The following is an 11,955-nucleotide window of genomic DNA, read 5'->3' as shown; positions in this document are numbered from 1 at the left end:
TTGCCCCGCAAGGTAAAATGCTAAGGACGCTGAACCTGTTTGGGCTCAGACCTTCTGGGGATCCTGGCTTTTCACCGGTTCGGCATGGTTGTCGATCGTCGCCGGGCGCGCGGTCTCGGCCGCGGGAGCAGGCGGGGTCGGCTCGTCGGCCATGCCTTTCCTGAAACTCTTCACGCCCTTGGCGACATCGCCCATCAGTTCAGAAATCTTGCCACGGCCGCCAAACAGAAGGACGACCAAGGCGATGACGATCAGCCAGTGCCACATGCTCATCGCACCCATCGCCGATACTCCTTTTTAATGCTCGGCCTCAACGCGGCCGGATATTGCCCCAAGGGTGCGCAGCAGGCAACGCGCAGATCTGCGGTGCCCGCTCCGCGATAGTGCTTATTTGGGGCTAGATGACGCCCGTGAAAAGGCAAAACATTGCCCAAGGTCGAGGGTGAGGCGCATTTCTGTCCCGGCCGGCGGTAAAGTGGGGGGGTCAGGCGGGCCGCGACCGATTGTCCCGCCGCCCCGACCATGACATCCACAAGACTGTCGGCCCCCAGCAGGCGAGCCCGCTGCACCGTTGCGACGACCCCGGCAGCGCCGGCGGGCGCGATGCGGATGGCATGGGGGCGGATCAGGACCTCGGCCGGCGACCCGGCCGCCAGGCCCGGCGCCGGCACGCCGCCCAGCGGCGTCTCGACCACGCCGTCGGCGCCGACGGTACCCTCGAACGCCGTCGCTTCGGAAAAGAAGCGGGCGGCCCCCTCGTCCACCGGCCGATTGTAAAGCTCCTCGGGCGAACCCAGTTGCACCACCCGGCCCGCGCGCATCAGCGCGATGCGATTGGCCATGCGCATGGCCTCCTCGGGGTCATGGGTGACCAGCAGGACGGCGGCACCGGTCGAGGCCAGCAGGGCCAGGGTCTCGTCCCGCACCGGTCGCGCAGGCGCACGTCCAGGCCGGAAAAGGGCTCGTCCATCAGCATGACATCGGGGCGCGGCGCCAGCGCGCGGACCAGGGCCACGCGCTGCTGCTCGCCGCCCGACAGCATGTGCGGGAAGCTGCGCGCCCGGTCGCCCAGGCCGACCTTGACCAGGGCGGCGCGCGCATCGGCCACCGCATCCCGCCCGGCCTGCCGGGCCACCCCGAAGGCGACGTTGTCGACGATCGAGAGATGGGGAACAGCGCGTAATCCTGGAAGATCAAGCCGACGTGGCGCTTTTCCGGCGGCGTCGCCACGCCCGGCCCGGCCACGATGCGATCGCCGATCGAAATTTCACCGGTCTGCAGAGCCTCGAGGCCGGCCGCCAGCCGCAAGGTCGTGGTCTTGCCGCAGCCGGATGGCCCCAGCAGGCAGACGACCTCGCCAGGCGCCACGACCAGATCGAGATTGTCGACGGCGACCCGGCCGCCAAAACGGTGGGTGACATTCCTGAACGCAAGACCGGCCATGCTATTCCCCGGCCACGGCACCCGATCCAGGCCTGGAACGGGCGATGGCGCGACTCATCAAGATTACCGGCAGGACGCCGACGAGAACGATCGCCAGCGCCGGCAGGGCCGCTTCCGACAGTCGTTCATCGCTGGCCAGTTCATAGGCCTTTACCGACAGCGTGTCGAAGTTGAAGGGGCGCATCATCAAGGTCGCCGGCAATTCCTTCATGACCTCGACGAAGACCAGCAGCCCGGCCGTCGTCAGGCTGGCGCGCATCATCGGCAGATGCACCCGGTGCAGCGTGTCCAGCGGGCTCCTCCCTAAGCTGCGCGCGGCGGCGTCCATGTTGGGGGTAACCTTGTCCAGGCCGGCCTCGATCGTGTTGAACGCCACCGCCAGGATGCGCACCAGATAGGCAAAGATCAGCGCGGTCAGCGAGCCCGTCAGCAGCAGGCCGGTGGAAAGGCCGACATTGGCCCGCATCCAGGCGTCGACCGCGTTGTCGAAGGCTGCCACCGGCACCAGCACCCCGACGGCGATCACCGCCCCCGGAATGGCGTAGCCCAGGGCGGCGACCCGGATGGCGAAGCGGCCGGCCGGCCCCATCCCTAAGCGGCGCCCATAGCCCAGCAGCACGGCCAGCGCGACCGCGAGAACGGCGGTCGGCGCCGCCACCGTCAAGGTATTGCGGGCATAGGTGAAGAATTGGGCCAGGCCCATCCCGCCTTCGCCCAGCGCCCAGATCCCCAGGGCCAGGGCCGGCAGGACGAAACCCAGCAGAATCGGCAGGGCACAGGCCACCGCGGCCCCGAAGGCGCCCAGGCCGTGCAGGGCCAGGCTGGGCAAAGGCCGATAGCGGGTGGAGGTGTGATGGAAGCGCGCAGCACCCCGGGCATAGCGCTCGCCCACCATCAAGACGGCGATGGCCAGCAGCAGCATCGCCGAAAGATGCATGGCCGAAATGGGATCGCCCAGGCCCAGCCAGGTGCGGAAAATGCCGGCCGAAAAGGTGTCGACGGCGAAGTATTGCACGGTACCGAAATCGCCCAGGGCCTCCATCAGCGACAATGTGACGCCGGTCACCAGGGCCGGGCGGGCCAGCGGCAGCCCCAAGCGCCAGAACGCCCCCAGGGCGAGCAGCCCAGGGTGCGGCCGATCTCCAGCACACAGACCGATTGTTCAAGGAAAGCCGCCCGCGTCACCAGATAGACATAAGGATAAAGCACCAGCACCATCATCGCGACGGCACCCGGCAGCGAGCGGATCTCGGGGAACCAATAGTCGCGCACCGCCCAGCCGGTCAGGTCGCGCAGCGTCTCCTGCACCGGCCCCGCCACGTCGAACAGGCCGGTGTAGGTATAGGCGAGGACATAGGCCGGCACCGCCATGGGCAGGAAAAGGGCCCATTCGAACAGCCGACGCCCGGGAAAGCTGCACATGGTAACCAGCCAGGCGGTCCCGGCCCCGATCACTGCGGTGCCGACGCCGACGCCGGCCATCAGCAGAAGGCTGTTGGTAATGTAGCGCGGCAGCACGGTTTCGCTCAGGTGCAGCCACATCTCGCCGGCCGGGGTCAGCGCGGCCGAGGCGACGGTTATCACCGGCAGCGCGAACAGGATCGCAACAGCCCAGGCCAGCAGCGCCCAGCCGTTGAACGGCCGGCGGTTGCGCGACCAGGGAAAGCCCGCCGACGGGCGGAGATCCGAAAGGGCCAAGGGAACCAAGTCCTGATGAGACGCAGCCGGGGGTGTCGGGAGCGCGAATGATTATCAGTATCTGCGCGGTATGCAACCCTATGATCACGCGCCGGGATAAGCGCTTGTTAACCACCAGGGGGCAAAGTCTCAAGGTATTCGTCGCCCTGGAAATCCTGGTCACCCCATGCTGCTGATTGTCGGATTCGTCGTCGTGCTCGGCTGTGTCATCGGCGGCTATGTCCTGGCCGGCGGGCATGTCGAGGTCTTGTGGCAGCCCTATGAATTCCTGATCATCTTCGGGGCGGCGGGCGGCGCCTACATTATCGGCAACCCGATCACCGTGCTGAAGAAGACCGGCGGTGCCGTGGCCTCGGCGATGAAGGGCCCGCGCTACAAGAAGGAAGCCTTCCTCGAACTGTTGTCCCTGCTCTACTCGGTCTTCAAGCTGGCCAAGACCAAGGGCATGCTGGCGCTGGAGCAGCATGTCGAGAACCCGCACGACAGCGCCCTGTTCAACCAGTTCCCGATCTTCGCCAAGGATCATCATGCGATGACCTTCCTGTGCGACTACCTGCGCCTGATGACGCTGGGCACCGAGAACAGTCACGAAATGGAAGCGCTGATCGACGAGGAACTGGATACCCACGCCCAGGAGGAACACCAGGTCAGCCACGCGATCCAGAACATGGCCGACGGCATGCCGGCCCTGGGCATCGTCGCCGCGGTGCTGGGCGTCATCCACACTATGGGCTCGATCACCGAGCCGCCCGAGGTGCTGGGCCACCTGATCGGCGGCGCCCTGGTCGGCACCTTCGTCGGCGTCTGGACCTCCTACGGCTTCATCGCCCCCATCGCCAACTCGATCAAGTCGACCCACGAGTCCGAGATGCGCTACCTCCACTGCATCAAGGCCGGCCTGCTCGCCCACCTCCAAGGCTATCCCCCGCGGTCTCGATCGAATTCGCCCGCAAGGCCCTGCAAAGCCACGTTCGCCCGACCTTCTACGAGGTCGAGGAATCGACCCAGAAGCTGCAGCCGGTGTAACCGCCATGGCTGGCCAGAACGATCTCCGTCCGATCATCATCAAACGGGTCAAGAAGGTCGAGGGCGGCCACCACGGCGGTGCCTGGAAGGTCGCCTATGCCGACTTCGTGACCGCGATGATGGCCTTCTTCCTGCTGCTATGGCTGCTGAACGCCACCTCGGAAGCGCAGAAGCAGGGCATCGCCGACTATTTCGACCCGGTCAGCGTCAGCGAAACCACCTCGGGCGCCGGCGGCGTGCTGGGTGGCCAGACCATCACGCAGGACAGCAACCGCAACGACGGCGGCAGCCCCACCGGCCTCGTCACCCAGATCGAACCCGACAGCGAGACGACCGACCAGGAGGAAACCGACCAGCCCCTGCCCTTGAGCGGCCTGGCCCAGAACGGCCCCGCCGACAGCACCCAGTCCGCCAACGGCGGGCTCATGAGTTCGGCGATCGCAGCACCGATCCCCGGCGCTGCCAGCGCCGCGCCGCCAAGCCCGCAATCGGCCGAAACGATCGCCCAGACCAACGCCCAGGCGCGCGCCGAACAGCAGCGCTTCAGCGCGACGGCCGAAAGCCTGCGCCAGGCGCTGCAGGCATCGCCCGAACTGCGCGAGGCGGCAAAACAGGTGCTGATCGACATCACCCCGGAGGGCATGCGGATCCAACTGGTCGATGCCGAGGGCAAGCCGATGTTCCAGACCGGTTCGTCGCGCATGTCCGACGAGATGGTGGCCCTGCTCGGCAAGATCGCCGGCGTGATCACCCGCCTGCCCAACCGGATCGCGATCGCCGGCCACACCGACGCCGCTCCCTATCGCACCACCAACGGCTATTCCAACTGGGAACTGTCGGCTGACCGGGCCAATTCCAGCCGCCGGGTGCTGACCGAATCCGGCGTGCGCCCGGCGCGGATCTACCAGATCTCGGGCAAGGCGGCGTCCGAGCCCCTGATCCCCGACAATCCCCTCGACCCGGCCAACCGGCGCATCACCATCACCCTGCTGCGCGAAAGCCCGGTCCTGCCGCCCGGCATCGCCATGGTCCCTGCGGTGCCCTGAGAGGCTTCTCCGAGACAGGGCTTGACGCCGCCGTGGTGACGGGAGAAGCCTGCGCTCTTCAGGCAAATCGGGCGGATCGGCTGTGGCAGTACGTATTCAGCAAGAGGATTTCGATACTGGCGCCGAGCTGGACAGGCTGGGCGGGTCGGCCGACGTCGGCGCCGTCGCCTCCTTCGTCGGCCTGGTGCGGGCGCGCGGCGACCACGACGACGTCACCGCCATCGAACTCGAGCACTATCCCGGCATGACGCAAAAGGCGCTCGAAGCGATCGAGGCCGAGGCGCGCAGCCGCTTCCCCCTGACCGACAGCCTGATCATCCACCGGGTCGGCCGCCTCACGCTCGGCGCCCGCATTGTGCTGGTCGCCACCGCCTCGCCCCATCGCGCCGCCGCCCTTGAGGCTTGCGCCTTCCTGATCGACTGGCTAAAGACCGGCGCACCGTTCTGGAAACGGGAGATCACCGCCGATGGCAAGGCCGCCTGGGTCGCGTCGAAAGCCAGCGACGACGCGGCCACAGACCGTTGGCGGTGAAAACTTCGCCCTTCTGCCTCGCCCGGGACTTGACAGAAATCGCCCGCGGCGTTCTTGTGCTCAAGCGTTTAGAAAATGACAATTTTCCATTTACGTCGATCGTCGGGAAGCAAAGCTCGTGTCCACTGACAGCCTGACCCACCTGCAACGGCTCGAAGCCGAGAGCATCCACATCATGCGCGAGGTGGTGTCCGAGACCGAGCATCCGGTGATGCTCTATTCGATCGGCAAGGACAGCGCGGTGATGCTGCACCTGGCCATGAAGGCCTTCTACCCGTCCAAGCCGCCCTTCCCCCTGCTCCATGTCGACACGACCTGGAAGTTCAAGGAAATGATCGCCTTCCGCGACCAGATGGCGGCCAGCCTTGGCCTCGACCTGCTGGTGCACACCAACCCGGAGGGCGTGGAGATGGGCATCAACCCCTTCATCCACGGCTCGGCCCTGCATACCGACATCATGAAGACCCAGGGCTTGAAGCAGGCCCTGGACAAGTACGGCTTCGACGCGGCCTTCGGCGGCGCCCGGCGGGACGAGGAAAAGAGCCGCGCCAAGGAGCGCATCTTCTCCTTCCGCTCGACCCAGCACCGCTGGGACCCCAAGAGCCAGCGGCCCGAGCTCTGGCGCCTCTACAACACGCGCAAGAACAAGGGCGAGTCGATCCGCGTCTTCCCGCTGTCGAACTGGACCGAGCTCGACATCTGGCAATATATCCACCTGGAGAAGATCCCCATCGTGCCGCTGTATTTCGCCGCGGAACGCCCGGTGGTGGAGCGTGACGGCACCCTGATCATGGTCGACGACGACCGCATGCCCATGCGCCCGGGCGAGAAGCCGCAGATGAAGAAGGTGCGGTTCCGCACCCTGGGCTGCTACCCGCTGACCGGGGCGATCGAGTCGGAGGCCGACACGCTGACCGCGATCATCCAGGAAATGCTGCTGACCACGACCTCCGAACGCCAGGGCCGGGTGATCGATCACGATCAGTCGGGCTCGATGGAAAAGAAGAAGCAGGAGGGGTACTTCTGATGGCCCACGTCTCCGACCTCATCGCCACCGACATCGACGAATACCTCAAGGTCCACGAGCGCAAGAGCCTGCTGCGCTTCATCACCTGCGGCTCGGTCGACGACGGCAAGTCGACCCTGATCGGCCGCCTGCTCTATGATTCGAAGATGATCTTCGAGGATCAGATGGCGGCCTTGGAAGCCGACTCCAAGAAGGTCGGCACCCAGGGCGGCGAGATCGATTTCGCCCTGCTGGTCGACGGCCTGGCGGCCGAGCGCGAGCAGGGCATCACCATCGACGTCGCCTATCGCTTCTTCTCGACCGAGCGGCGCAAGTTCATCGTCGCCGATACCCCGGGCCACGAGCAGTACACCCGCAACATGGTCACCGGCGCCTCGACCGCCGACGTCGCCGTGATCCTGATCGACGCGCGCAAGGGCGTGCTGACCCAGACCCGGCGGCACTCGTACCTGGTCTCGCTGATCGGCATCCGCAAGGTGATCCTGGCCATCAACAAGATGGACCTGGTCGATTACGACCATGCCACCTTCGACCGCATCCTGGGCGATTACACGGCCTTTGCCGCCCAGATCGGCCTGAGCGACATCACCGCGATCCCGTTGTCGGCCCTCAAGGGCGACAACATGCTGGAACCCAGTCCTGCCACGCCCTGGTACCACGGCCCCACCCTGATGGGTTACCTGGAAACGGTCGAGGTGGCGGATGCCACACGGGGCGCGCCGTTCCGCCTGCCCGTGCAGTGGGTGAACCGGCCCAATCTCGATTTCCGCGGCTTCTCGGGCGTCATCACCGGCGGTGAGATCCGCCCGGGCGATGCCATCCGCGTCGCCCCCTCGGGCAAGACCTCGACGGTGACCCGCATCGTCACGCAAGGCGGCGATCTCGACGTGGCCGTGGCCGGCCAGTCGGTCACCCTGACCCTGGCCGACGAGATCGACATCTCGCGCGGCGACGTCATCGCCCACAAGGACAGCCCCGCCCATGTCGCCGACCAGTTCGAGGCGACGGTGGTCTGGATGCACGACCAGCCCATGCTGCCGGGCCGGCCCTACCTGCTGAAGCTGGGCGCCAAGACCGTCACCGCCTCGATCACCGAGCCCAAGTACAAGGTGAACGTCAACACGCTGGAGCACCTGGCGGCCAAGAAGCTGGAACTCAACGAGATCGGCGTGTGCAACATCGCGACCGACCAGCCGGTGGCCTTCGACCCCTACGCCGAGAACCACGACACCGGCGGCTTCGTCCTGATCGACCGGCTGACCAACAACACGGTGGGCGCTGGCCTGATCCACTTCGCCCTGCGCCGCTCGGAGAACATCCACTGGCAGGCGCTGGACGTGGCCAAGAAGGAGCGCGCCCAGCTCAAGAACCAGAAATCCTGCATCCTGTGGTTCACCGGCCTGTCGGGTGCGGGCAAATCGACCATCGCCAACCTGGTCGAAAAGCGCCTCTACACCCTGGGGCACCACACCTATCTGCTGGACGGCGACAACGTCCGCCACGGCCTGAACAAGGACCTGGGCTTCACCGATGCCGACCGCGTGGAGAACATCCGCCGCGTCGCCGAGGTCTCCAAGCTGATGGTCGATGCCGGCATGATCGTCCTGGTCTCGTTCATCTCGCCCTTCCGGGCGGAACGGCGCATGGCCCGCGACATGGTCGAGGTGGGCGAGTTCTTCGAAGTCTTCGTCGACACGCCCCTGGCGGTGGCCGAGGAGCGCGACGTGAAGGGCCTCTACAAGAAGGCCCGGCGCGGCGAGATCAAGAACTTCACCGGCATTTCCAGCCCCTACGAAGCACCGGAACACCCGGAAATCCACCTCGACACCACCAGCCTCAGCTCCGAAGCCGCCGCCGAGGCGATCGTGGCGCGGCTGAAGGAAGCCGGGGTGATCTGAGCACCATTTCGGCCTCACCCCTGGGCAGACACACGAATGTCCAGAATTTGGAGGCTGGCTTGGGAACCACTTTTTATCGTCATGCCCGGCCTTGTGCCGGGCATCCACGTCGGGACGAATACAGGTACTGCGCGAGTTTGCTGCGGATTTGGCGCGCTCACGGATGGCCTCTAGGGAAACGGTGAATCCCTATGGCAACGCGAGACGCCTTATCGAATGTGAGCTGGCGGCGATAATCTCACGCTCGTCTCGCTCAAGTTGCGCCGAGTCTCAAACAATCTGAGCCAATAGGCCGCAATAGTCTCAGCTAGTTCGAGCCGAAACCCGTCATGATCTTGCACCGAAGCGCCGATGGTTGCGAGCCACCACAGGTAGCTCCAACTTCAAGGCATAGGTTGTGTCAAATCAAGAATGCATCAACGACACCTGCGGTTGCATGCAAATGCTCCAATTCCGATGCAGTATAATCATGGTACGTTACATCCCCAATGTCGACTCCCATCGGAGTATCATCAGAAACGGACGCTGTATCATTTGTATCCCAAACAACTCCTGGGGTGGCCGACTTGTTCAATGGGTCATAATACACCGTGCGATCGTCGCTAAAGTACTTTCCGCTAGACTTCCGCGCACTCGCTTCGATGATCTGATAACCGTTGCCTACCGACATCATAACGTGCTCTTCAATCCAGATTACGGCGCCAACAGTTTCCAAAGCGGTCTGCAGAGTGACTTGGGTAACACCAAGTTCATTCGCAATGGCATACTTCCATCCAGCGGACGAGAACTCAAATGAGCTGGGATTACTTGGGTCTGCGAGGCCGATCCTATTTCCAGTCTCTTGATAGATGCAATAACTGACAAACTCCGCGCAATCCCAAGGCCCTGAGAAGTCGGCATCATTTATAGTTGTTGAATTGAACGTCGTATAAGTTCTAGAACCATCCGCATTCAGACGGTACCTCCAGTAATAGTCTTCCCCGAGGTGACTGCGAGCTTCCGCAAGCATTTCAGTAGCAGACGCCGCTCCACTGATGAACGTCGTAGCCAGTCTGTAGTTGGACGACGCCACGCCGAAGGGATCGACGTGCAAGTAGTAGACCTGCCCGGCGGTAACATTGAACGAGATCGACTCGCTGGAATTGCCCTCCAGTTCGCCCGCTACGATCTGAGTCCCGCTGCTGTTCAGCGCCCGAATATCGAGGTCTGCCGACAGTCCGGTCAGATTCGCCGTAACGTGGCCGCTGCTGGCCGCCGTGAAGTGGAAGAAGTCGTTGGAGTCCGGACTGCTGCCGACCGATTGCAAGACCGTATTGCCCAGTGTCAAGTCGGTCGCCGTCGCCAACGTGTTGCCCGCGTCCGTCGTCATTCCGGTCACCGTCCCGGTGACGACGAAGTTGAACGCGCTTTCGTTGGGATCGTTGCTGGCGAACGTGATCTGTCCGGTCTTGGTCCCGGCTGTCGCTGCGTCCATCCGCACCCGGAACGTGTCCGTGGCGCCGGGGGCCAGCGAGGTCACCAGACCGTTGACGAGGGTGAAGCCTGTGGGAAGCGTCAGGTTCGACAGGTTGAGCGTGCCGCCGCCATCATTGCGCACGGTGAAGGTCCGCGTCACGCCCGCGCTGCCGACCTCGACGCTGCCGAAGTTGGTGTGATCGGTGGCGACCGGCGTCGTGTCCCCATCGGCAATGCTCACCGCATTGCCCAGAACCGTCACCTCGGGCGTCGTAGGCGCCGCCGTTACGGTCAGCCGGACGCCACTGGAGGGATTGTTGCTCTCGTTGGACTCGGAGATGGCCTTGTTGTAGTCCGCCACCGCGCCGATGTAATAGCTGCCGGCAGCCCACCCGGTGGTGTCGATCGTGAACGTCTCGGTCCGGCCGGTATTGGCGGCGAGTGACCCGTTCGAGTCGGTGCCGACCCGTGTGTCGCTGGTCGAAATGGTGCTGTCGCTCGACCGGTAGATGCCTGTCACCGAGGACGGGGCGCTGCCCGTGCCGAAGTTGCTGAGACGGTAGGTGAGCGTGACGCCGCCGCCCGCGACGACGCTGGAGGCGCTGAGGGTCGGCGGATAGGAGTCGCCGGCGTTCTGTACGTCAAGGTCGGGAAGCTGCACAGGCGGCGCCGTTACGGTCAGCCAGACGCCGCTGGAGGGGTTGTTGCTCTCGTTGGACTCGGAGATGGCGTTGGCGTAGTCCGCCACTGCGCCGATGTAGTAGCTGCCGGCAGCCCACCCGGTGGTGTCGACGGTGAAAGTCTCGGTCCGGCCGGTATTGGCGGCGAGCGACGCGTTCGAGTCGGTGCCGATCCGCGTGTCGCCAGTGGATATGGCGCCGTCAGTCGACCGATAGATGCCTGTCACCGAGGACGGGGCGCTGCCCGTGCCGAAGTTGCTGAGACGGTAGGTGAGCGTGACGCTGCCGCCCGCGACGACGCTGGAGGCGCTGAGGGTCGGCGGATAGGAGTCGCCGGCGTTCTGCACGTCAAGGTCGGGAAGCTGCACAGGCGGCGCCGTCACGGTCAGCCAGACGCCGCTGGAGGGGTTGTTGCTCTCGTTGGACTCGGAGATGGCGTTGTTGTAGTCCGCCACCGCGCCGATGTAATAGCTGCCGGCAGCCCAACCGGTGGTGTCGACGGTGAACGTCTCGGTCCGGCCGGTATCGGCGGCGAGTGACCCGTTCGAGTCGGTGCCGACCCGTGTGTCGCTGGTCGAAATGGTGCTGTCGCTCGACCGGTAGATGCCGGTCACCGAGGACGGGGCGCTGCCCGTGCCGAAATTGCTGAGACGGTAGGTGAGCGTGACGCTGCCGCCCGCGACGATGCTGGAGGCGCTGAGGGTCGGCGGATAGGAGTCGCCGGCGTTCTGTACGTCAAGGTCGGGAAGCTGCACAGGCGGCGCCGTCACGGTCAGCCAGACGCCGCTGGAGGGGTTGTTGCCCTCGTTGGACTCGGAGATGGCGTTGTTGTAGTCCGCCACCGCGCCGATGTAGTAACTCCCCGGTGTCCAGCCCGAAGTGTCGATCGTGAACGTCTCGGTGCTGCCGCTATTGGCGGCGAGTGACCCGTTCGAGTCGGTGCCGATCCGTGTGTCGCCAGTGGATATCGTGCCGTCGGTCGACCGGTAGATGCCAGTCACCGAGGACGGGGCGCTGCCCGTGCCGAAGTTGCTGAGACGATAGGTGAGCGTGACGCTGCCGCCCGCGACGACGCTGGAGGCGCTGAGGGTCGGCGGATAGGAGTCGCCGGCGTTCTGCACGTCAAGGTCGGGAAGCTGCACAGGCGGCG

9 protein-coding genes and 2 pseudogenes are annotated in these 11,955 nt (G+C 65.0%); 5 read left to right on the top strand and 6 right to left on the bottom strand.

Annotated elements, in window-relative coordinates; translation table 11 throughout:
* Window positions 1-45: 45 nt before the first annotated feature.
* The 5 genes and pseudogenes from D3874_RS09815 to D3874_RS30165 form a co-directional block, all read right to left on the bottom strand.
* Window positions 46-282 carry a twin-arginine translocase TatA/TatE family subunit gene (locus D3874_RS09815; protein WP_119777930.1) on the bottom strand — a complete coding sequence of 79 codons (237 nt, stop codon included), beginning with the start codon at window positions 280-282 and terminating at the stop codon, window positions 46-48.
* The gene (locus D3874_RS29200; protein WP_147385603.1) at window positions 270-926 is read right to left on the bottom strand and encodes a TOBE domain-containing protein; all 657 of its coding nucleotides are present in this window, start codon (window positions 924-926) and stop codon (window positions 270-272) included. The genes D3874_RS09815 and D3874_RS29200 overlap by 13 nt, the downstream gene beginning before the upstream one ends.
* Window positions 821-1,443, bottom strand: a pseudogene (locus tag D3874_RS29195) (ABC transporter ATP-binding protein). Before D3874_RS29195 ends, D3874_RS29200 begins: the two are co-directional and overlap by 106 nt.
* Before the next feature lies 1 nt (window position 1,444).
* Window positions 1,445-2,539, bottom strand: a complete 1,095-nt coding sequence (locus tag D3874_RS09795) for an ABC transporter permease (protein WP_233559893.1) — start codon at window positions 2,537-2,539, stop codon at window positions 1,445-1,447.
* Window positions 2,506-3,141, bottom strand: a complete 636-nt coding sequence (locus tag D3874_RS30165) for an ABC transporter permease (protein WP_233559892.1) — start codon at window positions 3,139-3,141, stop codon at window positions 2,506-2,508. Before D3874_RS30165 ends, D3874_RS09795 begins: the two co-directional genes overlap by 34 nt.
* Window positions 3,142-3,307: 166 nt before the next feature.
* Between D3874_RS30165 and motA the strand changes: the two are divergent.
* The 5 genes and pseudogenes from motA to cysN all read left to right on the top strand — a co-directional run.
* A pseudogene (motA, locus tag D3874_RS09790) lies at window positions 3,308-4,060 on the top strand (flagellar motor stator protein MotA); the annotation flags it as partial.
* A 112-nt stretch (window positions 4,061-4,172) separates the two neighbouring features.
* Window positions 4,173-5,213, top strand: coding sequence for a flagellar motor protein MotB (locus D3874_RS09785; RefSeq protein WP_119777926.1), 1,041 nt, complete (start codon window positions 4,173-4,175; stop codon window positions 5,211-5,213).
* A gap of 82 nt (window positions 5,214-5,295) precedes the next feature.
* Entirely contained in the window at window positions 5,296-5,745 is a 450-nt protein-coding gene (locus D3874_RS09780) for a molybdenum cofactor biosynthesis protein MoaE (RefSeq protein ID WP_119777925.1), read from the top strand.
* A gap of 118 nt (window positions 5,746-5,863) precedes the next feature.
* Window positions 5,864-6,772 carry a sulfate adenylyltransferase subunit CysD gene (gene cysD / locus D3874_RS09775; protein ID WP_119777924.1) on the top strand — a complete coding sequence of 303 codons (909 nt, stop codon included), beginning with the start codon at window positions 5,864-5,866 and terminating at the stop codon, window positions 6,770-6,772.
* Window positions 6,772-8,670 (top strand): sulfate adenylyltransferase subunit CysN, encoded by a 1,899-nt coding sequence (gene cysN / locus D3874_RS09770; RefSeq protein WP_119777923.1) that lies wholly within the window; start codon window positions 6,772-6,774, stop codon window positions 8,668-8,670. The genes cysD and cysN overlap by 1 nt, the downstream gene beginning before the upstream one ends.
* A 400-nt stretch (window positions 8,671-9,070) precedes the next feature.
* On the opposite strand, the gene D3874_RS09765 is transcribed toward cysN, so the two are convergent.
* Window positions 9,071-11,947 (bottom strand): CARDB domain-containing protein, encoded by a 2,877-nt coding sequence (locus D3874_RS09765; RefSeq protein ID WP_158595921.1) that lies wholly within the window; start codon window positions 11,945-11,947, stop codon window positions 9,071-9,073.
* Window positions 11,948-11,955 lie beyond the last annotated feature (8 nt).

The sequence above is a fragment of the Oleomonas cavernae genome (assembly GCF_003590945.1).
Lineage (GTDB): Bacteria > Pseudomonadota > Alphaproteobacteria > Zavarziniales > Zavarziniaceae > Zavarzinia > Zavarzinia cavernae.
This window is presented reverse-complemented; position numbering and strand designations above follow the sequence as displayed.